Origin of the sequence: Pseudomonas sp. O39 (assembly GCF_045447295.1) — a bacterium.
Lineage (GTDB): Bacteria > Pseudomonadota > Gammaproteobacteria > Pseudomonadales > Pseudomonadaceae > Aquipseudomonas > Aquipseudomonas antarctica_A.
On sequence record NZ_JBJGXV010000001.1, the window covers coordinates 161353 to 185141 of the forward strand.

The following is a 23789-nucleotide window of genomic DNA, read 5'->3' on the forward strand; positions in this document are numbered from 1 at the left end:
AAGCTACAAGTGGTCAACCACCCTGCCTTCAACTTGCAGCTTGGCGCTTACGACTTGCGCGAAGCGGCTGACTTTTTGACGCCACGCTGGCGCCGGGCTTCGAACAGGCACACGCCGGTAGCAACCGACACGTTGAGACTGCTCACACTACCGGCCATCGGCAGGTGCACCAGGTAATCGCAATGCTCACGGGTCAGGCGACGCATGCCTTTGCCTTCGGCGCCCATGATCAGAATGGTCGGGCCGGTGAGGTCCTGGTCATAAATGCTGACCTCAGCCTCGCCTGCCGTGCCCACGACCCACAGGCCGCGCTGCTGGAGTTTTTCCAGGGTGCGCGCCAGGTTGGTCACGGCCACCAGCGGAATCACTTCCGCCGCGCCGCAGGCAACTTTACGCACGACCGGCGTCAGGGTGGCCGACTTGTCTTTCGGCACAATTACCGCCAGCGCGCCGGCAGCGTCCGCCGAACGCAGGCAGGCGCCGAGGTTGTGCGGATCGGTCACGCCGTCCAGTACCAGCAGCAGCGGCGCGCCTTCGGTACGGTCGAGCAACTCGTCGAGCATCGCCTCGCCCCAGACCTGGCTCGGGCTTACGTCCGCAACCACACCCTGGTGAACGCCCTCTACCCACACGTCCATTTCACGACGCTCGGCCTGACCGATGGCAACCTTATTTTGGGTAGCCAGCTCGACCAGCGCTTGTACACGCGGTTCGCTGCGGCCTTCTGCCAACCACACTTGCTTGACGCGTTTGGGGTGGTGACGCAGCAGTGCTTCTACGGCGTGTACGCCATAGATTTTTTCCAGACTCATGACTTGGCCTTAGGTTTGCGCGACCCGCCGCTTTTCGCGGGGGCCGAACCCGCTTTAGGCGGGCCTTTACGGTGTTTACTCGGCTTGCTCGACGGCTTTTCCGCCTCGCGGGACTTTCCCCCAGACGCCGCTTTACCACCGCTTTTGGCTTCGCTGAGCAACTGCTGCTTCAACTCGCGGCTCTTGCGCAGTTCTGCGTTTTTTGCCGCGGCATCGCTTGGGCGGTAGGCTTCGGGGGCCTTGTCCTTGGCAGACGAACGACGAGCAGGCTTGGCTGGCGCAGGCTCGGCGACCGCTGCTTTCGCAGGAGCACCTTTGCCTTTGCTGGCCGGCGCAGTCGTCTCGCCGCCACGTTTCTTACGGCCAGTCGGCTCGGCTGGCTTGTCAGGCATACCGAAGTCGATCTTGCGCTCGTCGAGGTCGACGCGCATGACCTGTACCTCAACGGTATCGCCCAAGCGGAAGCTGCGACCGGTGCGCTCGCCCGCCAGGCGGTGATGCACAGGGTCAAAGTGGTAGTAGTCACCCGGCAAGGCGGTGACGTGCACCAGGCCCTCGACATAGATGTCAGTCAGCTCAACGAACAGACCAAACCCGGTTACGGCCGTGATGACGCCAGGGAACGACTCGCCCACGCGGTCTTTCATGAACTCGCACTTAAGCCAGTTCACTACGTCGCGGGTGGCTTCGTCGGCACGGCGCTCGCTCATGGAGCACTGCTCGCCCAGCTGTTCCAGGGCCGCTTCGTCGTACGGATAAATCCGCGCTTTCGGAATGGTCATGGCACCGGCGCGCTTGACGTGCGGGGTGTTCTGCTTGGAATGGATCACGCTGCGGATCGCGCGGTGCGTGAGCAGGTCCGGGTAACGACGAATCGGCGACGTGAAGTGGGTGTACGCTTCGTAATTCAGGCCGAAGTGGCCCTGGTTATCAGCGCTGTACACCGCCTGGCTCAGGGAGCGCAGCATCACGGTCTGGATCACGTGGTAATCCGGACGGTCCTTGATGCTCGCGAGCAGTGCCTGGTAGTCCTTCGGCGTCGGGCCGTCCTTGCCTTTGTGCAGGGACAGGCCGAGCTCACCGAGGAACGCGCGCAGCTTCTCCAGGCGCTCCGGCGGCGGGCCGTCATGCACCCGGTACAACGCAGGAATCTCGTGCTTTTTCAGGAATTCCGCAGTGGCCACGTTGGCCGCCAGCATGCATTCCTCGATCAGCTTGTGCGCATCGTTACGCGTGGTCGGGGTGATTGCCGCGATCTTGCGCTCGGAACCGAAGACAATTCGGGTTTCCTGCGTTTCAAAATCGATCGCGCCACGCACGTGACGAGCGCCCAACAGCACTTTGTACAACGCGTACAGCTGCTTGAGGTGCGGCACAACATGACCATACTCACCGCGCAGTGCTTTGGCTTCGCTGGTCTTCGGCTGTTCCAGGATGGTACTGACCTTGTTGTAGGTCAGGCGCGCCTGGGAATGAATCACCGCTTCGTAGAACTGGTAGTCCGTCATTTCGCCGGTTTTCGAGATGGTCATCTCGCACACCATGGCCAAACGGTCGACTTTCGGGTTCAGGGAGCACAAGCCGTTGGACAACTGCTCAGGCAGCATCGGAATCACGCGCTCAGGGAAGTACACGGAGTTGCCGCGCACCTGAGCTTCGTTGTCCAGGGCCGAACCAATCTTCACGTAGCTGGACACGTCGGCAATCGCGACGAACAACTTCCAGCCGCCGGAGAACAGGCGCAGCTTGCCAGGCTTGGCTTCGCAGTAGACCGCATCGTCGAAGTCACGCGCATCTTCGCCGTCAATGGTGACGAACGGCAGATGGCGCAGGTCGATGCGTTTTTCTTTGTCTTTGTCTTCAACTTCCGGCTTGAGCTTGGCGGCTTCTTTGAGCACAGCCTCAGGCCAGACGTGAGGAATATCGTAGGTGCGCAGCGCAACGTCGATTTCCATGCCCGGCGCCATGTAGTTGCCGACCACTTCAACGATATCGCCTTGCGGCTGGAAGCGCGCAGTCGGCCAATGGGTGATTTTCACCTCGACGAACTGGCCTACCTTGGCGGCGCCATTGCGACCCGGGGTAATCAGCACTTCCTGCTGGACCTTGGGGTTATCTGGCACAACAAAGCCAATACCGCCCTCTTCGAAGTAACGGCCGACGATAGACTCGTGGGCACGCGACACCACTTCGACGATCACGCCTTCACGACGACCGCGACGGTCCAGGCCGGAAACGCGCGCCAGGGCACGGTCGCCATCGAACACCAGGCGCATTTGCGCCGGGCTCATGAACAAGTCGTCGCTGCCGTCGTCCGGGATCAAAAAGCCGAAGCCATCACGGTGACCGGCAATGCGGCCAAGGATCAGGTCGAGCTTATCCACAGGCGCGTAGGTGCCACGGCGGGTGTAGATCAGTTGAGCGTCGCGCTCCATGGCACGCAAACGGCGGCGCAGGGCTTCGAGCTGGTCTTCGGTGGTCAGACCGAACTCTTCAACCAGCTGCTCGCGGCTAGCAGGCGAACCACGATCGGCGAGATGCGCCAGGATCAGTTCGCGGCTAGGAATAGGGTTTTCATATTTTTCCGCTTCACGAGCGGCCTCGGGATCGAGGGACTGCCAATCGGCCATTAGAGAGTTTTCACCTTGTCTATATGCGGGTTAGTTTGGCATACGCGTATTGAAACGGGAAATTTCAGACGTCAACAAGCCTTTAAAAGCTCTTTGTAGCCCCCGACAGACACCTTGCACGACCATTGGCGAAATTTTCCAGGCTTTTTTCATAGCAGGGCTTTACAGCTTAAAATCCGCTCCGTATAGTGCGCGCCATCGACGACGGCAACGTTGTTGATGCTGCCCAGGTGGTGAAATTGGTAGACACGCCAGCTTCAGGTGCTGGTGATCGCAAGGTCGTGGAAGTTCGAGTCTTCTCCTGGGCACCAATTTCAAACTCAAGGTTACGCCTTGAGTCTCCAAAAACCCGCGAAAGCGGGTTTTTGCGTTTCAGGCCTTTGATTTTTAACGAGAATATAGATTTATATTTTTGATATCAGGGGTTTACAGATCAAAAAGCCCTCCGTATAGTTCGCTCCATCAACAGCGCAAGCGTTGTTGATAATGCCCAGGTGGTGAAATTGGTAGACACGCCAGCTTCAGGTGCTGGTGATCGCAAGGTCGTGGAAGTTCGAGTCTTCTCCTGGGCACCAAATTCAGATCAAACCCGCGAAAGCGGGTTTTTTCGTTTCCGGGGTTTAAAAACTTCCCCAGTGATTTCCCCCTCATCCGCACTTGAGAAGTTTTATCGTTTATCCTGCTCATACAAATCGGCAATGATTTGTTGCACTTATACGAGGAAAGCTTCGGATGACCATAAGCAATACCCGTCTCAAAACATCCCTTCTGCGTGGCCTGACCCTCACCCTGCTCAGCCTGACCCTGCTCTCGCCCGCCGCCTATTCCGCCGACAAGGTGTCACTGACCTTGTACAACGGCCAACACAAAGAAGTCGGCGATCAACTCGCCAAGGCCTTCGAAGCCAAGACCGGCATTCACGTCAATGTGCGCAAAGGCAGCAGCAACCAGCTGGCCAGCCAGGTTGCCGAAGAAGGCGACCGCTCCCCCGCTGACGTGATCTACACCGAAGAATCGCCGCCGCTGAACAAACTCGGCGAGCAAGGCCTGCTGGCCAAGATCGACGCCAGCACCCTCGACGTATTACCCAAAGACTATGTAGGCAAAAACGCTGACTGGATGGGCGTGACCGCACGCACCCGCGTCGTCGCGTTCAACCCGAAACTGATTGCCGAAAAAGACCTGCCTAAATCGGTACTGGATTTCGCCGGGCCCGAGTGGCAAGGCAAAGTCGGCTTTGTACCTACCAGCGGCGCCTTCCAGGAACAAGCTGTGGCGATTATCAAGCTGCACGGTCGTGAAGCCGCTGAAGAATGGCTGACCGGCCTGCGCGCTTTCGGCAAGGTGTACAGCAACAACATGGTCGCCCTCAAAGCGGTGGAAAACGGCGAAGTGGCCACCGTGCTGGTGAACAACTACTACTGGTTTGCCCTGAAGAAAGAAAAAACCAATCTGGACTCGCAACTGCATTACTTCACCGATGGTGATGCCGGCGGCCTGATCACCGTGTCTTCCGCTGCCGCACTGAAATCCAGCAAACACCCGAAAGAAGCCCAGCAACTGCTGGCATTCATGACCAGCGAAGAAGGCCAACGCGTAATCACCGATACCTCGGCTGAATACCCGCTGCGCAAGGGTATGGAATCCAACCGTGGCCTCAAGCCTTTCAGCGAGCTGCAACCGCCGAAAGTCACTCCCGCCGACCTGGGCAACGCCGAAGAAGCCCTGGACCTGGAACGTGACGTTGGCTTGAACTGATGAACCCACCGCCACTCGCCCCCACCTTGCGTGGGGGTTTCAGCCCGCGACGCAAACGTCCCTCGATCTGGCTGTTACTCCCCGTTCTGTTTCTGTTGGGGTTGAGCCTGTTGCCGCTGCTGTATGTCGGGGCCAAGGCCTGGCAGGCGGGCTGGACGGAGGCGGTGCATCTGCTGTGGCGGCCCTATGTATTTGGGCTGCTGCGTAACACCCTGGCCTTGATGGTCGGGGTGACCCTGGCCTGCGGCGTGATCGGCCTGTCACTGGCTTGGCTGCTCGAACGCAGCAACCTGCCGGGCCGACGCATCTGGGGCGTGATCCTGTGCCTGCCGTTTGCGGTACCGGCGTTTGTCAGCAGCTTTACCTGGGTATCGCTGAGCGCCAACTTCGAAGGGCTGGGCGGTGCGATCCTGGTGATGACCCTGTCCAAATACCCGCTGGTGTTTCTGCCGGTAGCGGCAACCTTGCGCAATCTGGACCCGTCCCTTGAAGAGTCGGCCCGCACCCTTGGGCAGAATCGTTGGGGCGTGTTTTTCCGTATTACGCTGCCCTTGCTGTGGCCTTCGCTGCTCGCGGGTGCGCTGCTGATCGCCCTGCACATGCTGGTGGAGTTCGGCGCGCTGTCGATCATCGGCCTGCAGACGTTCACCACTGCCATCTACCAACAATTCGAACTGGAATTCAGCAATGCCAATGCCGCGATGCTCTCGGCGGTGTTGCTGGTGATGTGCCTGACGCTGCTGTGGCTGGAGCTGCGCGTACGCGGCAAGGGCCGACATGTACGCATCGGGCAGGGCGCGGCGCGGCATGCTGAGCAGGTTCAATTGGGTAAATGGGCGCCACTCGGTCAACTCTATTGCCTGGCGCTGGCGATCATTGGCAGCGGCATTCCTTTGGGGATGCTCGGCTACTGGCTGGCGGTGGGTTCGTCGGCGGCATTTCCCGTGGCCGAAATCGGCGAGGCACTGCTGTCTTCCCTGGCGCTGTCACTGGGTGGCGCCGCGCTTTGCCTGATCCTGGCCGTGCCGGTGGGCCTGCTGGTGGTGCGCTACAAAGGCTCACTGGCGATCTGGGCTGAACGCCTGCCTTATCTGCTGCACGCCCTGCCTGGCCTGGTGATCGCGCTGACGCTGGTGTATTTCGCGCTGCATTATGTGCCGGCGCTGTATCAGACGTCGGCGTTGCTGCTGATCGCTTACGCGCTGCTTTTTTTGCCGCTGGCCCAGGCGCCGATTCGCACAGCACTCAACAAGGCAGCACCGCAGCTGGAGGAAGCCGCACGCACACTGGGCGCGTCCTCTTTCAGCGCGTTTTGCCGAGTGACCCTGCCGATTATCTTCCCGGCGTTGGGCGCGGCGTTTGCGCTGGTGTTTCTGGATGCGATGAAGGAATTGACGGCGACGTTACTGCTCAGCCCGACCGGGCTGAACACCCTGGCCACCGCCGTGTGGGCGCACACCTCGAATGTGGAGTTTGCAGCGGCGGCGCCTTATGCGGCGCTGTTGATTCTGGTGTCGGGGTTGCCGGTGTATCTGCTGACGACGCGGATGTATCTGAGCCGCTGAAATAGCTTTCGCGAGCAAGCCCGCTCCCACATTTGAAACGCATTCCAATGTGGGAGCGGGCTTGCTCGCGAAAGGGCCCTCCCAGGCGACATCAAGCCCTGAACTGCCCCAGGCTCGCCTTCAACTGCGCCGCCAACCCATCCAGCACCTTGCCGCTGGCCGTGGTCTCCAGCACCGCCTGCGCGGCGCGCTCGGCCTGGGCGTGAATCACTTCGACCCGCCCACGCACCGCATGCGCGCCCTGGGCCTGATGCTCAGCCGCACGCGTCGCCAAGCCAATCGCCGCATGCACCTGCTCCACCGAAGCCTGCACCGTCTGCTGCAGGCGCACGCTGTCGCGCAGCACCAGCAAGCCTTCGCTCGCCTGACGTCCTGCCTTGCCGATGGTGTCCACCGCCTCACGTGCGCCCTGCTGCAACGCCACGATATGCGCCTGGATATCACCCGTGGAACTCTGGGTTTTGCTGGCCAGGGCACGCACCTCGTCGGCCACTACCGCGAAGCCACGCCCGGTCTCACCGGCACGCGCGGCTTCGATCGCGGCGTTAAGCGCCAGCAAGTTGGTCTGCTCGGCAATGCCGTGAATCACTGTCAGCACCACTTCAATTTGTTCGCTTTGCTGCGCCAGGCGCTCAATAACCTGAGACCCCGCCTGCACCTGCCCCGCCAGCGCTTCGATCAAGCTGCCGACCTCCGCTGAAGTGCGCGAGTTTTCATCCGTTGCCTGGCGGATTTCCACCACCTGTTGCAACGCCGCTTGCATCGCATGGCTTTCGGCCTGGGCCTCGTCTGCCATTTGCGACAGTGCGCGCAAGCTCTCGGCCACTTCATCACGCTGCAAACCGGCCGCCTTGTCGGCACCGGCATTGCGCAAGGTCATGGCGCCGATTTCCACGCCGGTACGCTGGGCCACATCCCCCGCCTCACGCACGATCGGCTGCAACTTATCCACAAAGCGATTGACCGCCGAGGCCATGTCGCCGATTTCATCCTTGCTGCTGATCTGCACGCGCTTGGTAAGGTCGCCCTCGCCCGCCGCCAAGTCATCCATGGCCGCAATCAACAGCTTCAGGCGGTTGACCACACGGCGCCCCAACACGATAGCGATCAGCAGCAACACGCCGAACCCCACCACGGCGAGCCCCATGCCGATACGCCAGCGCAAGGTGCCGGCGGCGTCCTGTACGGCGCTGGTGGTGTTGGCGGTCATCTGGGTGGCGGTGGCTTGCGCCGATTGCAGGCGCGCGCCCATGGCTGACGCACTGTCCGCGGCAGCCCCTTTGAGGCTGTCACCGACCAACTGATCACTGCTGGCGATGAGTGCGGCAAAACGTTTATCGAGCGCTTGCAGATCAGTCTCCACGGACGCCGTCGAAACCCCCATGCGGACTTTGCCGATCTCGACGCCGTTGGGGCTGATGGATGCCTCAACGTAGTAAACAGCAGGATCAGCCTTCGCAGCGTCCAGCACTTTATCCAGGGCGCGGTCGCCCTGCCCTTTCGCCAGCAATGCCTGGTTGATCGGGTTGTCACGGTTGAGATAACGGGTCAGATGCTCACCGGCAGCGTCGTCGTAGACCACGAACAACACGTTGGGATTGCGCTGGGCGCGCCGGGCAAACTCCGACAAGGTCGGTACGTCGCTGTCCCACATGGCACGCGGCGCCACCGAGGCCAGCAGTTGCGCCATATCATTGGCGGAGTCTTGCAGGTCTTTTTCCAGGGTCGCACGCAATTGCTTCTGCTCTTCCTGCAGTCGCGTGGAAAGTCCTGCGGTCAGGCGCTGACGGGTGCTGGAAGACAGGCTGTCCAGACTCGATGTGACTTCCTTGCCGGCTTGCGCCAGTTCACCGGAGAGTTTCTGGCTGTCGATACCCAGGCGATTGCCCAAATCAGCTTCCAATGCAGTGACCGTGCTCCTCGTCAGAGCGACAGCCACCAGCACTTGCACCAAAAGAGCGATACCTAGGGTAACGAACACCGGCCGCAACAGCCGGCTTTGTAACAGTGAGAGAACAGCAGACACTGGGAATCCCTCCACCACGGGTGCCATTAATTTGATAGCACCGCGAAAGAGAGAACCAAAGCAAGGGTCGTGCCGTTTGCCTGGCGCCAATAAAAAAGGGCTCCCGAAGGAGCCCTTTACTTTTTACATCAACAGCTTATTACGCGAACGGGTGACGCAGAACGATGGTCTCGTTGCGGTCCGGACCCGTCGAAATAATGTCAATCGGCGCGCCGATCAGCTCTTCAACGCGTTTGATGTAAGCACGAGCGTTGGCTGGCAGCTCTTCCAGGGTTTTGGCACCCACGGTCGATTCGGTCCAACCCGGCACTTCTTCGTACACAGGCTGCAGGCCTACGTAGCTGTCAGCGTCAGTCGGAGCAACGTCCTTGCCTTCTGCATCTTTGTAGCCGACGCAGATGTTGATGGCTTCCAGACCGTCGAGTACGTCCAGCTTGGTCAGGCAAATGCCCGAAATGCTGTTCACATCGATTGCGCGACGCAGGATAACGGCGTCAAACCAACCACAACGACGAGCACGGCCAGTGGTCGCGCCAAACTCGTGACCTTGCTTGGCCAGGTGCGCACCGACTTCGTCGAACAGCTCAGTCGGGAACGGACCCGAACCCACGCGCGTGGTGTAAGCCTTGGTGATGCCCAGGATGTAGTCCAGGAACATAGGACCAACGCCCGAACCGGTAGCAACGCCACCGGCGGTGGTGTTGGAGCTGGTCACGTACGGATAGGTGCCGTGGTCGATGTCGAGCAACGAACCTTGGGCGCCTTCGAACATGATGTCTTTGCCAGCACGACGCAAGTCGTGCAGCTCGGCAGTCACGTCCAGCATCAGCGGCTTGAGCAGCTCAGCGTATTCCTTGCACTCGGCCAGGGTGGTTTCGAAGTCGATGGCGGGTTCTTTGTAATAACCGACCAACATGAAGTTGTGGTATTCCACCAGTTCACGCAGCTTGTCTTCAAAACGCGGCATGTTGAGCAGGTCGCCCACACGCAGGCCACGACGAGCCACTTTGTCTTCGTACGCGGGGCCGATGCCGCGACCGGTGGTGCCGATCTTCAGCTCGCCACGGGCCTTTTCACGGGCCTGGTCCAGCGCTACGTGGAAGGACAGGATCAGCGGGCAGGACGGGCTGATACGCAGGCGCTCGCGCACCGGTACGCCTTTCTCTTCCAGCTTGATGATCTCGCGCAGCAGGGCGTCAGGTGCAACCACCACGCCGTTACCGATCAGGCACTGCACGCCTTCGCGCAGTACGCCCGACGGAATCAGGTGCAAGACGGTTTTTTCGCCATCGATGACCAGGGTGTGGCCAGCGTTGTGGCCACCTTGATAGCGCACTACGGCGGCAGCATGTTCGGTCAGCAGATCAACGATCTTGCCTTTGCCCTCATCACCCCATTGGGTGCCCAGGACTACGACATTCTTACCCATAACACTTGTCCTCATTCGCGCAAACTTGGTGCCGGCGATGGCCGGCAGGAATACTCAAGAAGCCAGTGGCGATACTTGCCAAAGCCCGTTCTGCAGAATCAATTGCTGGTCGCAGTCCGCTTCACGGGCGGCGGCCAATGGCTGCCCAGGCAGGGCCTGGACGACACGCTGACCCTCACTGCGCAACTGGCAAACCTGCTGCCAGAGTGCTGCGTCCGTACTGTCGGGCATCCAGATGCCACCAGACGGCAGCTCGACCTCAGCACGCCCCAGGGTCACCAGGGTTTTCAAATCGGTAGAAAAGCCAGTCGCCGGACGTGCGCGACCGAAGTCGGCGCCGATATCGTCATAACGACCGCCTTGGGCGATGGCCTGGCCAACACCCGGCACAAACACTGCGAACACCACACCGGTGTGGTAGTGGTAGCCGCGCAACTCGCCCAGGTCAAAATACAGCGGCAACTGCGGGAACCGCGCCGACAACCGTTCGGCAATCGCCAGCACGTCATCCAGCGCCGCCAGCACTGGCGCCGGCGCATTGGCCAGGCGCTCGCGTGCAGCCGCCAACACTTCACGACCGCCGCACAGGTCAACCAGCGCGCGCAACATGCCGGCAAGGTCAGCAGGCACACCCTCGGTAAGGGCGATCACTTCATCGATAGCCTTGCGTTGCAGGGCATCGAACAACTGCTGCTCAACTTCCCCCGACAAGCCGGCCGCACGGGCCAGGCCACGGTAAATACCGACGTGCCCCAGGTCCATGTGCACATCCGGCACGTCAGCCAGTTGCAGCATGGCCAACATCAAGCTGATCACTTCAACGTCGCTGCTCGGGCTGGCATCACCGTACAACTCGGCGCCCAGTTGAATCGGGCTACGGGACGACGACAAGGCGCGCGGCTGCGCGTGCAGCACGCTGCCGGCGTAGCACAGACGGCTCGGACCTTCGCGGCGCAGGGTATGCGCATCGATACGCGCCACTTGCGGCGTGATGTCAGCCCGGAAGCCCATTTGCCGGCCCGATTGCGGGTCGATGACCTTGAAGGTGCGCAGATCCAGGTCCTGGCCCGCGCCGGTCAGCAGGGATTCCAGGTACTCGATATGGGGAGTTACGACAAACTCGTAACCCCAGCTCTGGAACAGATCCAACACCTGGCGACGCGCTACTTCAATGCGCGCAGCTTCTGGTGGCAGTACTTCTTCGATGCCATCTGGCAGCAGCCAGCGGTCTACCGTTGCCATTACGCCATTCCCCTATGATCCGGGCGGCCAGCCCTCGGCCGAGCCTTGAGTGAAGCAGAAAATACCCGGCTCCTGCATAAACAACGCGCAAGAACGACGTGACGAACGGCCTGCAAACGGCCTCGTCGGGCACTTTCCTCGAAAAACCTGTGGCGCCTGCGCAACCAGCAACAATCAAACATGCAGACGCAAAAAAGCCGGGAATTTCCCGGCTGCCGCATCATACACCCGTTTTCTGAAAGGATCACCCCGCCAGGCGTTTTAGCCGCCCGACGGAGTGCTTCCTACAGAGTCACAGGCTGATTACTTGGACTTTTCCAGGTAGCGGAAGAAGTCGCTGCTTGGGTCCAGCACCATGACGTCGGTTTTGTTCGCGAAACTTTCGCGGTAAGCGCGCAGGCTACGGTAGAACGCGTAGAACTCCTGGTCCTGGCCGTAAGCCTTGGCGTAGATCGACGCCGCTTGAGCATCACCATCACCACGGGCCTCTTCAGACTCGCGATAAGCTTCTGCAAGCAGTACACGGCGCTGACGGTCGGCATCCGCACGGATACCTTCAGCCAGCTCGTTACCCTTGGCGCGGTGCTCACGGGCTTCACGCTCACGCTCGGTGCTCATACGCTCGAACACGCTGCGGTTCACTTCCTTCGGCAGGTCGATCGCCTTGACCCGAACATCGATCACTTCGATGCCCAGCTCTTTCTCAGCCATTGCGTTCAACGAGCGCGTGATGTCAGCCATCAGCGCATCACGTTCACCGGATACCACCTCGTGCAGGGTGCGCTTACCAAACTGGTCACGCAGGCCCGACTCCAGACGGCGCGACAAACGCTCGTCGGCAATCTGCTTGAGGCCGGAAGTCGCGGTGTAGAAACGCTCAGCATCCTTGACGCGCCACTTGGCGTAGGCGTCAACCATCACGGCTTTCTTTTCCAGGGTCAGGAAGCGCTGTGTCGGTGCATCCAGGGTCATCAGGCGGCCGTCGAACTTGCGCACCTGGTTCACGTAGGGGACTTTCACATGCAGGCCCGGCTGGACATCCGCCTGGACCACACGACCGAATTGCAGCAACACCGCGCGCTCGGTCTGAGACACGATGTAGAAGCAGTTCCAGGCAGCGATGACCACGACGACGCCCACAATCAGGGCGGTCAGCGATTTATTGCTCATCAACGACTCTCCCTGGTACGTGTTTGCTGTTGCAGCAAGTCAGCGGCCGCACGGGCGCTCGCTTCGTTAGCAGCAGCGTTCGAACCGGTGGACGGCGCGCTGGTGCTGCTACGACCACCTTCGATCATCTTGTCCAGCGGCAGGTACAGCAGGTTGTTCTGCCCACCTTTGCTGCCGGTCACGAGAACCTTGCTGGTGTTGCTGAAGACTTCCTGCATGGTGTCCAGATACAGACGCTCACGCGTGACTTCCGGCGCCTTGCGGTACTCGGCGACCAGCTTGGTAAAGCGATCCGCTTCACCCTTGGCACGCGAAACCACTTCATCGCGGTAACCGTTTGCATCCTCAAGGATACGCTGGGCCTGACCACGCGCTTCCGGCACGACGCCGTTGGCATAGGTTTCGGCCTGGTTACGCGAACGCTGCTCGTCTTCACGGGCGCGGATCACGTCGTCAAAGGCTTCCTGTACTTCGCGCGGTGCAGCTGCGCTCTGTACGTTCACCTGGGTGACGGTGATACCGGTGCGATAGGTATCGAGGAACCGTTGCAGGCGCTCCTTGATTTCGCTGGCCATCAACTCACGACCTTCGGTCAGCACCTGGTCCATGGCGGTGGAACCCACCACGTGGCGCAGGGCGCTTTCGGTTGCGTGTTGCAGGCTGATTTCAGGCTGATCAACGTTCAGCACGAAGTCCTGCAGGTTGCTGATCTTGTACTGCACGGTCAGCGGCACTTCGACGATGTTCTCGTCTTCGGTCAGCATCTGGCCCTGCTTGGTGTAGGCACGCTCACGCGTGACGTTCTCCATGTACTTCTTGTCGATCGGCGGGAAATAGATGTTCAGGCCTGGCCCGACAGTCTCGTAGTACTTGCCGAAGCGCAGCACCACGGCTTGCTCCTGCTCGTCCACCACGTACACGGCGCTGTACAGCCAGACGGCAGCCAGCACGACAAGACCCAGGCCCAGCAGGCCATAGCCGCCGCCCTTGCTTGTGCGACCGCCTTCGTCACCACCGCGTTTTTTTCCACCACCGAACAACCCATTCAGGCTTTCCTGCAGCTTTCGGAAGGCCTCGTCGAGATCTGGTGGCCCCTTGCGGTCGCCATTATTGCGGCGCTTACCACCCCAAGGATCCTGATTATTCGAGTTGCCACCCGGCTCATTCCAAGCCATAGCGCTCTCCATCTGATAAAGCAAAGACGCACCCACGGCGCGCCGACCAATGCTACAGAATGCCTGCTACTGCGGCACAACCGCTTTAGGAGGCTTTTATTGCAAAGTGTGTTGTTCGATGAACTCGGCCGGTACCACACCTTCACGACTGACCAGCCGATTCAGCTCCGAACGCGGCAATCGAACGGCCAGCAAGCTGACACCTTCTTCGTCGTATTCTTCTTTCTGTACCGCGCCCAACTCAAAAAACTGTGCACGCAGTCGAGCAAAACGCTGAGGCAAGCGCAAGGTGCCGACAAACAAATCGCTGCCCAGCAACTCGGCAATGGCCTGTTCAAGCAAATCCAAGCCAGTACCATCGCGCGCCGACAGCCATACCCGCTGGGGCTTGCCGTTCTCATCGCGCTGGATTTGTGGCTCAACGCCTTCAAGCAAATCGAGTTTGTTATAGACCTCGAGGATCGGCAAGTCTTGTGCACCAATCTCGCCCAGCACCACCATCACCTGCTCGATCTGCAACATGCGATCCGGTTCGGCCGCATCGATCACGTGCAGCAGCAGGTCGGAGTTGCTCGACTCTTCGAGCGTAGACCGAAACGCCTCGACCAGCTTGTGGGGCAAGTGACGAATGAAACCCACGGTGTCGGCCAGGACAATCGGCCCCAGGTCGTCCAGTTCCAGACGGCGCAAGGTCGGATCAAGCGTGGCGAAGAGTTGGTCGGCCGCGTACACGTCCGATTTCGTCACTTTATTGAACAGTGTGGATTTGCCGGCGTTGGTATAGCCCACCAGGGACACGGTAGGGATATCCGCACGCATCCGGCCGCGTCGCGACTGCTCGCGCTGGCTGCGTACCTTTTCCAGGCGACCCTTGATCTGGCGCAGGCGAACCCGCAGCAGACGGCGGTCGGTTTCAAGTTGGGTTTCACCCGGGCCACGCATGCCGATACCGCCACCTTGACGCTCAAGGTGAGTCCAGCCACGAACCAGGCGGGTGCTCATGTGGTCAAGCTGGGCCAGTTCGACCTGGAGCTTACCTTCATGAGTGCGGGCGCGCTGGGCGAAAATATCGAGAATCAGACCGGTGCGGTCGATCACGCGACACTCGAAAACACGTTCGAGGTTACGTTCCTGACTGGGCGTGAGGGTGTGATTGAAGATCACTAGATCGGCTTCTTCAGCATGCACCAGATCGCGTAATTCCTCGACCTTGCCGCTGCCGATCAGGTATTTGGCGGTTGGCCGATGACGCGGTACGTTAAAAAACGCAACGGTCTCGGCGCCGGCCGAATTTGCCAACTCCTGAAACTCCTGCGGATCTTCGCGCGCCTCAGGGTCCTGTCCATCCAAGTGAACGAGGATTACTCGCTCACCACCACCGTGGCGCTCAAAGAACAAAGGAGACTCCTATCAGGCGTTACCTGGCTCAGCGTCACCCTGTTCGTCACCCGCTGCGCTAGGCAGACGGATAGGACGCACTGGAACGACTGTCGAGATAGCGTGTTTGTAAACCATCTGGCTGACGGTGTTTTTCAGCAGGATCACGAACTGGTCGAACGACTCGATCGTGCCTTGCAACTTGATACCGTTGACCAGGTAGATGGAAACCCCAACTTTCTCTTTACGTAAAGTATTCAAGTAAGGGTCTTGTAGCGAATGCCCTTTTGACATGTGCCGCACTCCTTTAAGGATCAATAATAAAATTCGGAAAATAGATAGCTTATGGCCGTCACACCCCCAAGGATAGACGGCAATTGCAAGGACTCAGCTCAATATGGAGACCGTTCCCAAGTATTTCAAGGCGCGTGACAGATTGTCGCTGTCCAGGCTGTCCAACCAGTGCAAATCGCTCCAGCTGCGCAGCCAGGTGAACTGGCGCTTCGCCAATTGGCGCGTGGCAATGATGCCGCGCTCCTGCATTTCGGCTGACGTCAGCTTGCCATCCAGATGATCCCAGACTTGGCGATAGCCAACAGCACGTATCGAAGGCAACCCAGCATGCAGATCACCTCTTGAACGCAGTGCTACGACCTCGTCCACAAACCCCTGTTCCAACATAATTGTGAATCTTTGTGCAATTCGCTCATGCAGCACCTGACGATTTGCCGGAGCAATGGCCAGATTCGCCACAGTATAGGGCAATTGTGACTGTCCAGATGCGCCTGCTTGAGCACTTTGCGTAGTTTGTTTCAGCCTATGTTCAGTCATGGTCTGGCCGCTCACGCGCCAGACTTCCAGGGCCCGGGTGAGGCGCTGGGGGTCGTTGGGATGAATGCGCGCGGCGGACACCGGATCAATAGCCGCCAACTGGTCGTGCAGGGCTTGCCAGCCAAGGCGTGCAGCTTCTTCCTCAAGCTCGGCACGCACCTGGGCGTCGGCCGGCGGCATATCCGCCAGGCCTTCCTGCAAAGCCTTGTAATAGAGCATCGTACCGCCCACCAGCAGCGGAATATTGCCCCGCGCGGTGATTTCGGCCATGGCGGCCAGGGCATCGGTACGGAAATCCGCTGCGGAATAGCTCTCGGACGGGTCAATGATGTCGATCAGCCTATGCGGATGCTCGGCCAACAGCGCTTTGGACGGTTTGGCAGTGCCAATGTCCATGTCCCGGTAAACCAGTGCAGAGTCGACACTGATCAGCTCGCACGGCAACACCTTGGTCAGCTCGATAGCCAGGTCGGTCTTGCCGGCGGCCGTGGGGCCCATCAGGAAGATGGCGGGGGGCAAGGCACTCATCAACGGCCGCGCAAGAACAGTTTGTCCAAATCGTCCAGGCCCATCTGGGTCCAGGTCGGTCGGCCATGGTTGCATTGCCCGCTGCGCTCGGTGTTTTCCATGTCGCGCAGCAGGCCGTTCATTTCCGGCAAGGCCAGGCGGCGGTTGGCGCGGATCGCACCATGACAGGCCATGGTACCGAGCAGTTCGTTGATATGCGCCTGGATCCGGTCGCTGGTGCCATATTCCATCAGATCGGCCAGTACGTCGGCGACCAAACGGTTGGCCTCAGCCTGCTTGAGCAGTGCGGGAATCTGGCGGATAGCCAACGTTTCAGGGCCCAGGCGTTGCAGTTCGAAGCCCAGTTTCTGGAACACGCTGTGGTGTTCTTCGGCGCAGTCGGCCTCGCGCTGGCTGACCGCCAGGGATTCGGGCACCAACAGGGGTTGGCCGCTGAGACCTTCACTGGCCATGGCGATCTTCAGGCGCTCGTACATGATCCGCTCATGGGCGGCGTGCATGTCCACCAGCACCAGGCCGTGGGCGTTTTCCGCCAAAATGTAGATGCCCTTGAGCTGGGCCAGCGCATAGCCGAGCGGCGGAATATCACCACCGCCCTCCGGCAACGCGACAGCGCCCGGCTCGGCACCCGGCAGCGGTTCGAAGAACTCACGATAGGCCGCCTGGGCCTCAGCTACCGGCACCGTCGACTGCGGACGCGGCGTGTATTGATACTGATAACCTGCGCCTGCCCCGGAACCCGGCGCGGTATAAGCCGGTTGTGGCTGTGGCGACTGCAGCAGGTTGGCCGCCAGGCTCATTTCGCCCTGAGGACCGAACTCGCCGGCTTCCGGACCACTCGGGCGCACAACGGCCGTCACGATTGGCGCAGACAGCTGATCATCCGGGCGCACATCGCCCAGGGCGCGGTGCAAGGTGCCATACAGGAAGTCATGCACCATGCGCCCGTCGCGAAAGCGCACTTCGTGTTTGGTCGGGTGCACGTTGACGTCGACCACCGACGGATCGACCTCAAAGAACAGTACAAATGTCGGATGGCGACCGTTGAACAACACGTCGCGATAAGCCTGGCGTACCGCGTGGGCCACCAGTTTGTCGCGCACCGCACGGCCATTCACAAAGAAATACTGCAAGTCCGCCTGGCTACGGGAGAACGTCGGCAAGCCTACCCAGCCCCACAGCCGCAAGCCGTTGCGTTCGATTTCAATCGGCAGCGCCTGCTCCAGGAAGCCCGCGCCGCAGATTGCCGACACACGCCGAGCACGGGCGGCATCGTCATGGGCTTCGTGCAGGCTGAGGATAGTCTTGCCGTTGTGGCGCAAATGGAACGCCACGTCGAAGCGCGCCAGTGCCAGGCGCTTGATGACTTCTTGCAGGTGATCGAATTCGGTTTTTTCGGCCTTGAGGAATTTGCGTCGCGCCGGAGTGTTGAAGAACAGGTCGCGCACCTCAACCGACGTACCCACCGGGTGCGCCGCAGGCTGGACCCGAGGCGCCATGTCGCGGCCTTCGGTTTCCACCTGCCACGCCTGCTCGGCGTCGCGGGTGCGGGAAGTCAGGGTCAGGCGCGCCACGGAGCTGATGGACGCCAATGCTTCACCGCGAAAGCCCAGGCTCATGACCCGTTCAAGGTCTTCCAGGTCGCGAATCTTGCTGGTCGCGTGACGGGCCAAGGCCAGCGGCAGGTCATCCGAAGAGATGCCACTGCCGTCGTCGCGCACCCGCAGCAGCTTGACGCCGCCTTGCTCCACGTCGACATCAATGCGTTTGGCACCCGAGTCGATACTGTTTTCCAGCAGTTCCTTGATCACCGATGCCGGGCGCTCAACGACCTCGCCCGCCGCAATCTGGTTGGCAAGGCGCGGGCTGAGCAGTTCGATGCGTGAACCGCTGTTCAGAACTGATTCGCTCATTACTGCGCCGCCAATTCAGTGCCAGGAATGGTCAATACCTGACCGACTTTCAACTCATCGGTTTTCAGGTTATTGGCGCTGCGCAAGGTCGCGGCCGAGACCTGGAAACGCACGGCGAGCATGGCCAGGGTGTCACCGGGCTGCACGCGATGGTCGCGCGGGCCCTGGGCGATTTTCCCGGAGTCACGCAGCCAGGCGATGTAGGTGCCCGGTGGCGGGTTCTGCTGGAAGAACTGACGAATACCCGCACTGATCGAGCGGGCCAGGGCCTGCTGATGGCCGGCACTGGCCAACTTCGAGGCTTCGTTGGAGTTGGAGATAAACCCGGTTTCCACCAGGATCGATGGAATGTCCGGCGACTTCAACACCATGAAACCCGCCTGTTCCACGCGCTGTTTGTGCAGCGAGGTCACGCGGCCAATGTTGCTCAGAACCTTCTGGCCGACGTTCAAGCTGGACGTCAGCGAAGCGGTCATCGACAGGTCGAGCAGTACGCCGGCGAGCATTTTGTCCTTGTCATCGAGGGACACGTTGCCGGCGCCGCCGATCAAGTCGGAACGGTTTTCACTGTCGGCCAGCCAACGTGCAGTTTCGGATGTAGCACCGCGGTCCGACAGGGCAAACACCGAAGCGCCAAAGGCGGCGGCCGAAGGTGCGGCGTCGGCATGGATCGACACAAACAGGTCAGCGCCCTTCTTGCGGGCGATTTCGGTACGGCCGCGCAACGGAATGAAGTAGTCGCCGGTACGGGTCAGCTCGGCGCGATAGCCTTTCATGCCATTGACCTGACGCTGCAGTTCACGGGCGATGGCCAGTACCACGTCTTTTTCGTGCTGCCCGCGCGAGCCGGAGGCACCCGGGTCTTCACCGCCGTGGCCGGCGTCGATCACCACGATAATGTCGCGCTTGCCCGCAGGCGCTGGCGGCGGCGGTGGCAGCTTGACCTGTGGTTGCGACGGGTTGACGGGCACTGCCGGCACGGTCGCAACACTTGGGGTTGGCGCAGGCGGCGGTGCGGCATCGGCGGCGTTGTCGAACAGGTCGACCACCAGCCGATTGCCGTATTGGGCGTTCGGCGCCAGCACAAAACTTTTCGGGGTCACGGCCTTTTTCAGGTCGATGACCACACGCAGATCGGTCGGCGTGCGCTGAGCCGAGCGCATCGACGTGATCGGCGTATTGGCAGTGGAGACTTTCAGCGGCGCGGCCAGGGTCGCGCCATTGATGTCGATCACCAGGCGATCGGGCGCCGTCAGGGTAAAGACGCTGTGCTGGACCGGGCCAGACAGGTCGAACACCAGTCGCGTGTTATCCGGCGCTCGCCATAGGCGAACACTTTTCACCTGTGAAGCAGCCAGAGCATTGAAAGTCATTGCCGCAAGCAACACCCCTACGACAGCAACCATCGCGCGAAAGCGCATACCTAACCCCACCAATTTTATTTGAATTCCAATGCCAGAGCAGCGCACCACGACTCACCGCGCGCACTCTGGGGCAACAACTTCAGCTGACGTCCGTGATCATGCGGCGTAATGGTAATGGTCAGGTCCGGCTTTGGCAAAAAGCCTGTGCCTTTATCTGGCCACTCGATCAAGCACAACGCATCTTCGTCAAAGTAATCACGGATGCCCATGTACTCCAGTTCTTCGGGATCTACCAGGCGATACAGGTCGAAGTGGAAGGCGCGAACATCACCGATCTCGTAAGGTTCGACCAAGGTAAATGTAGGGCTTTTTACCGCCCCGGCGTGACCCAACCCACGAATAATCCCGCGGGACAGCGTGGTTTTCCCGGCCCCCAAATCGCCCTCGAGAAAGATCAACCCGGCACCGGCCGTAACCTGAGCAATACGATTGCCGAACGCGACCATGGCGTCTTCATCCGCCAGGAAAAGGGTTACTTCAGACACGGCGACTGCTCCTCCAGCAATTGACGAATGGCAGGTATCAGGTCGCTGGCAGCCAAGCCGCGCCCAAAGGTGCCCTGGCGATCACCCGCCGTGGCGTGCAGCCACACGGCCAGGCAGCTGGCTTCATAAGCGGGCATGCCTTGGGCAAGTAATGCGCCCACCAAGCCACTCAGGACGTCACCCAAACCGGCGGTGGCCATCGCCGGGTGGCCTTGGTCACATCGCGAAACACGTCCGTCCGGGCTAGCAATCAAACTGCCAGCACCCTTGAGAATAGTCACTGCATTGAATTTCTGGCTCAACGCGCGCGCCACCTTAAGGCGATCGGCCTGAACCTCGACTGTCGTGATGCCCATCAAACGCGCCGCCTCGCCAGGGTGCGGCGTAATCACGCTGTTAGCGGGAAGGCTTACGCCGCCCGTGGCCAACTGATTCAACGCATCTGCGTCCCAGACTTGCGGCTGCGAGGCATTGGCGGCGACGGACAACAGGCTTTTACCCCAGGACGCAGCGCCCAGGCCCGGGCCGATGACAATGACTGAGATCTTTTCCAGCAGCCCCATCAACTGGTTGGCCGAACTCACGCCGACGGTCATGACTTCCGGCAAGCGCGCCAGTGCGGCCGGCACGTGTTCAGGCCGGGTCGCCAGGGACACCATGCCCGCGCCACTGCGCAAGGCGCTTTCGGCACTCAACAGTGCCGCGCCGCCAAAGCCTCGGTCGCCGCCAATGACCAACAGGTGGCCGAATTGGCCTTTATGGGCGTCCGGGGCGCGCGCAGCGAGTTGCGGCAAATGGCCGTGCAACAGGGGCTGTACGTCGGTTATTGCGTGTTTTGTCTGCGGCATGCGTCTTCAAGCTCCGATGTCTGGCAGAATTATACCTATCTAACCTGCGGTTTCCCTTGTCTCATGCCTGCCATCACCACCGATCTGCCCGCCCTCGCCCAATCGATCAAAGACTGGGGCCTTGAACTGGGCTTTCAACAAGTCGGCATCAGCGGCCTGGACCTGGCCGAGCATGAGCAGCACCTGCAACGCTGGCTCGACGCGGGCTACCACGGCGAGATGGAATACATGGGCGCCCATGGCAGCAAACGCTCCCATCCCGATGAACTGGTGCCGGGCACTCTGCGCGTGGTGTCGCTGCGCATGGATTATCTGCCAGGCGACACCCAAATGGCGCAACTGCTGGCAAAGCCAGAGAAAGCCTACATCTCCCGTTACGCCCTGGGCCGGGATTATCACAAGCTGATCCGCAAACGCGTGCAGCAACTGGCTGACCGCATTCAGGCGCAGATCGGCCCGTTCGGCTTTCGCGCCTTTGTCGACAGCGCGCCGGTGCTGGAAAAAGCCATCGCCGAACAGGCAGGCCTGGGCTGGATCGGCAAAAACACCCTGGTACTCAATCGCAAGGCCGGCAGTTATTTCTTCCTGAGCGAACTGTTTGTCGATTTGCCCCTGCCGGTTGACGCCCCTCACACCACCGAACATTGCGGCCGCTGCACGGCCTGCCTGGACATCTGCCCCACCAACGCCTTCGTCGGCCCCTATGTACTGGATGCACGACGCTGCATTTCCTACCTGACCATCGAGCTCAAGAGCGCAATCCCGGAAGACCTGCGCCCCCTGATCGGCAATCGCGTGTTCGGCTGTGATGACTGTCAGATCGTTTGCCCGTGGAATCGTTTCGCCCGCGCTACCGACGAAGGTGATTTCAAGCCACGGCATAATCTGGATAACGCAGAGCTGGCTGAACTGTTTATGTGGGACGAGGATAAATTCCTCAGCAGCACGGAAGGCTCACCGCTACGCCGCGCCGGTTATGAGCGCTGGCTGCGCAACCTGGCTGTGGGCCTGGGTAATGCGCCGTCGAGCATTCCGGTGCTGGAAGCCTTGAAGGCGCGCCGCGATTACCCCTCGGACCTGGTGCGCGAACACGTAGAGTGGGCGCTGAACCAACACGCTACGCGCTAGTGCACGTCGTCGTTGTAGACGAATTTGGGCATTTCCCAGTGAAAACGGATCGCCAGCAGGCGCAGTAGAAAGCCGCTGAACAAGGTGAGCAAAATTGCCTGCTCGCTGGGCAGTTCCAGGTACAGGCACAGCATGTAGAACCAGGCGGCGAGGAACGACACGCTGGCATACAGCTCACGACGGAAGATCAGTGGGATGTCGTTGCAGAAGATATCCCGCAGGATCCCGCCGAAAACCCCGGTGATGACGCCGCTGACCGAGGCCACCAGCATGCCGTGGCCCATTTCCAGCGCCGTCATGCAGCCAATCAAGGTGAAGGCCACCAGCCCCACCGCATCCAGCGCCAGGAACAGAGAACGCAGGTGACGCATCAGCGGCGCAATAAAGATCGTCACCAGCGCGGCGATCGAAGTCAGCACCAGGTATTCCGGGTGCTTGACCCAGGTCAGCGGGTAATGCCCCAACAACACATCACGCACCGAACCGCCGCCCAGCGCCGTGACGCAGGCGATCAGCACCACGCCAAACCAGTCCATGCCGCGCCGACCGGCGGACAGGGCACCGGTCATGGCTTCGGCGGTGATGGCGATGAGGTAGAGCATCAACAGCATGATGGCGATCCTTGCAAAGAGGCCGGCAGTCTAATCATTTGCTGGTGGCACCAAAAGAGGGCGCCAGGCGAAAGACCGCGCTGCACCCTATCGCAGCCAAGCCAGCTCCCACACCCAGACATTGCGAATCCATTCAAATGTGGGAGCTGGCTTGCCTGCGATGGCGTCAGTTCTGACGCCCCAATCATCAAGCCTTGATGAAATGCTTGCGATAATGCTGCAGCTCGGCGATCGATTCGCGGATATCGTCCAGTGCCAAGTGAGTGCTGCCTTTATGGAAGCTGTCCTTAACTTCCGGCGCCCAGCGTGCGGCCAGCTCTTTCAAGGTGGACACATCCAGGTTGCGATAGTGGAAGTAGCTTTCCAGCCCCTTCATGTGCGTATAAAGGAAGCGGCGGTCCTGGCAGATGCTGTTGCCGCAGATCGGCGACTTGCCCTTGGGCACCCATTTTTCCAGGAAGGCGATGGTTTCGGCTTCAGCTTCAGCCATGCTGATACGGCTGTCGCGCACGCGCTGGGTCAGCCCGGAGTTGCCGTGGGTGCGGGTGTTCCACTCGTCCATGGTGGCGAGTACGGCGTCGCTGTGATGGATGGCGATCACCGGACCTTCAGCCAAGGTGTTGAGGTTGCTGTCGGTGACAATGGTCGCCATCTCGATGATGACGTCGGTGTCGGGGTTCAGACCGGTCATTTCCAGATCGATCCAAATCAGGTTCTGTGGGTTTTGCATGGCTTGATTCTCTTGGCACCTTAGCGTAGCTGCGCAGTTTAGCAGGCGGGGCCGTGCTAGACTCGCGACCGTTTTACCCAACCTTTGCATTATCGACACGGAACACC

19 protein-coding genes, 2 tRNA genes and 1 pseudogene are annotated in these 23789 nt (G+C 60.4%); 5 read left to right on the forward strand and 17 right to left on the reverse strand.

Annotated elements, in window-relative coordinates:
* Nucleotides 1-47: 47 nt before the first annotated feature.
* Nucleotides 48-812: a 23S rRNA (guanosine(2251)-2'-O)-methyltransferase RlmB gene (gene rlmB, locus ACI77D_RS00700; protein ID WP_128588782.1), complete on the reverse strand. Its 765-nt coding sequence runs from the start codon at nt 810-812 to the stop codon at nt 48-50.
* A complete protein-coding gene (rnr, locus tag ACI77D_RS00705; protein WP_064450412.1) occupies nt 809-3442 on the reverse strand; it encodes a ribonuclease R in 2634 nt (877 codons plus the stop codon). Before rnr ends, rlmB begins: the two co-directional genes overlap by 4 nt.
* Before the next feature lie 224 nt (nt 3443-3666).
* On the opposite strand from rnr, the gene ACI77D_RS00710 reads away from it, so the two are divergent.
* The 4 genes from ACI77D_RS00710 (at nt 3667) to ACI77D_RS00725 (ending at nt 6765) form a co-directional block, all read left to right on the forward strand.
* A tRNA-Leu gene (locus tag ACI77D_RS00710) sits at nt 3667-3753 on the forward strand.
* A 177-nt stretch (nt 3754-3930) separates the two neighbouring features.
* A tRNA-Leu gene (locus ACI77D_RS00715) sits at nt 3931-4017 on the forward strand.
* Between the two features lie 157 nt (nt 4018-4174).
* Entirely contained in the window at nt 4175-5200 is a 1026-nt protein-coding gene (locus ACI77D_RS00720) for an extracellular solute-binding protein (RefSeq protein ID WP_221293785.1), read from the forward strand.
* Entirely contained in the window at nt 5200-6765 is a 1566-nt protein-coding gene (locus ACI77D_RS00725) for an iron ABC transporter permease (RefSeq protein WP_221293784.1), read from the forward strand. The genes ACI77D_RS00720 and ACI77D_RS00725 overlap by 1 nt, the downstream gene beginning before the upstream one ends.
* Before the next feature lie 91 nt (nt 6766-6856).
* Here ACI77D_RS00725 and ACI77D_RS00730 read toward each other — a convergent pair whose 3' ends face one another.
* The 13 genes and pseudogenes from ACI77D_RS00730 to ACI77D_RS00790 all read right to left on the reverse strand — a co-directional run bounded on the left by ACI77D_RS00730 (nt 6857) and on the right by ACI77D_RS00790 (nt 21213).
* Entirely contained in the window at nt 6857-7741 is an 885-nt protein-coding gene (locus ACI77D_RS00730; RefSeq protein ID WP_407015982.1) for a methyl-accepting chemotaxis protein, read from the reverse strand.
* Nucleotides 7742-7762: 21 nt separating this feature from the next.
* Nucleotides 7763-8818 (reverse strand): annotated as a pseudogene (locus tag ACI77D_RS00735) (methyl-accepting chemotaxis protein); the annotation flags it as partial.
* A gap of 112 nt (nt 8819-8930) precedes the next feature.
* Nucleotides 8931-10220, reverse strand: a complete 1290-nt coding sequence (locus ACI77D_RS00740) for an adenylosuccinate synthase (protein WP_064450408.1) — start codon at nt 10218-10220, stop codon at nt 8931-8933.
* Nucleotides 10221-10274: 54 nt separating this feature from the next.
* Nucleotides 10275-11462 (reverse strand): ATP phosphoribosyltransferase regulatory subunit, encoded by a 1188-nt coding sequence (locus ACI77D_RS00745; RefSeq protein WP_407015871.1) that lies wholly within the window; start codon nt 11460-11462, stop codon nt 10275-10277.
* Nucleotides 11463-11765: 303 nt separating this feature from the next.
* Entirely contained in the window at nt 11766-12632 is an 867-nt protein-coding gene (gene hflC, locus ACI77D_RS00750) for a protease modulator HflC (RefSeq protein WP_003217510.1), read from the reverse strand.
* Nucleotides 12632-13807: an FtsH protease activity modulator HflK gene (gene hflK, locus ACI77D_RS00755; RefSeq protein ID WP_012721916.1), complete on the reverse strand. Its 1176-nt coding sequence runs from the start codon at nt 13805-13807 to the stop codon at nt 12632-12634. Before hflK ends, hflC begins: the two co-directional genes overlap by 1 nt.
* Before the next feature lie 96 nt (nt 13808-13903).
* Complete coding sequence (hflX, locus tag ACI77D_RS00760) at nt 13904-15205, reverse strand: ribosome rescue GTPase HflX (protein ID WP_221293781.1); 1302 nt, start codon at nt 15203-15205, stop codon at nt 13904-13906.
* A 12-nt stretch (nt 15206-15217) separates the two neighbouring features.
* Nucleotides 15218-15478, reverse strand: coding sequence for an RNA chaperone Hfq (gene hfq, locus ACI77D_RS00765; RefSeq protein WP_003188059.1), 261 nt, complete (start codon nt 15476-15478; stop codon nt 15218-15220).
* Between the two features lie 93 nt (nt 15479-15571).
* On the reverse strand, nt 15572-16543 hold the full coding sequence (gene miaA, locus ACI77D_RS00770; RefSeq protein WP_407015872.1) for a tRNA (adenosine(37)-N6)-dimethylallyltransferase MiaA: 972 nt from the start codon (nt 16541-16543) through the stop codon (nt 15572-15574).
* Nucleotides 16543-18456, reverse strand: a complete 1914-nt coding sequence (gene mutL / locus ACI77D_RS00775; protein WP_407015873.1) for a DNA mismatch repair endonuclease MutL — start codon at nt 18454-18456, stop codon at nt 16543-16545. Before mutL ends, miaA begins: the two co-directional genes overlap by 1 nt.
* A complete protein-coding gene (locus tag ACI77D_RS00780; RefSeq protein WP_064450403.1) occupies nt 18456-19877 on the reverse strand; it encodes an N-acetylmuramoyl-L-alanine amidase in 1422 nt (473 codons plus the stop codon). The genes mutL and ACI77D_RS00780 overlap by 1 nt, the downstream gene beginning before the upstream one ends.
* A gap of 17 nt (nt 19878-19894) precedes the next feature.
* Nucleotides 19895-20365, reverse strand: a complete 471-nt coding sequence (gene tsaE, locus ACI77D_RS00785) for a tRNA (adenosine(37)-N6)-threonylcarbamoyltransferase complex ATPase subunit type 1 TsaE (protein ID WP_221293780.1) — start codon at nt 20363-20365, stop codon at nt 19895-19897.
* Nucleotides 20353-21213: an NAD(P)H-hydrate dehydratase gene (locus tag ACI77D_RS00790; protein ID WP_407015874.1), complete on the reverse strand. Its 861-nt coding sequence runs from the start codon at nt 21211-21213 to the stop codon at nt 20353-20355. Before ACI77D_RS00790 ends, tsaE begins: the two co-directional genes overlap by 13 nt.
* A 63-nt stretch (nt 21214-21276) precedes the next feature.
* On the opposite strand from ACI77D_RS00790, the gene queG reads away from it, so the two are divergent.
* A complete protein-coding gene (gene queG / locus ACI77D_RS00795) occupies nt 21277-22341 on the forward strand; it encodes a tRNA epoxyqueuosine(34) reductase QueG (RefSeq protein ID WP_407015875.1) in 1065 nt (354 codons plus the stop codon).
* Here the strand turns inward: queG and ACI77D_RS00800 are convergent.
* Together ACI77D_RS00800 and orn are read right to left on the reverse strand one after the other, a co-directional pair.
* Nucleotides 22338-22955 (reverse strand): trimeric intracellular cation channel family protein, encoded by a 618-nt coding sequence (locus ACI77D_RS00800; protein WP_169875734.1) that lies wholly within the window; start codon nt 22953-22955, stop codon nt 22338-22340. The genes queG and ACI77D_RS00800 overlap by 4 nt on opposite strands.
* Nucleotides 22956-23139: 184 nt before the next feature.
* Nucleotides 23140-23682: an oligoribonuclease gene (gene orn / locus ACI77D_RS00805; protein WP_003171343.1), complete on the reverse strand. Its 543-nt coding sequence runs from the start codon at nt 23680-23682 to the stop codon at nt 23140-23142.
* Between the last annotated feature and the right edge of the window lie 107 nt (nt 23683-23789).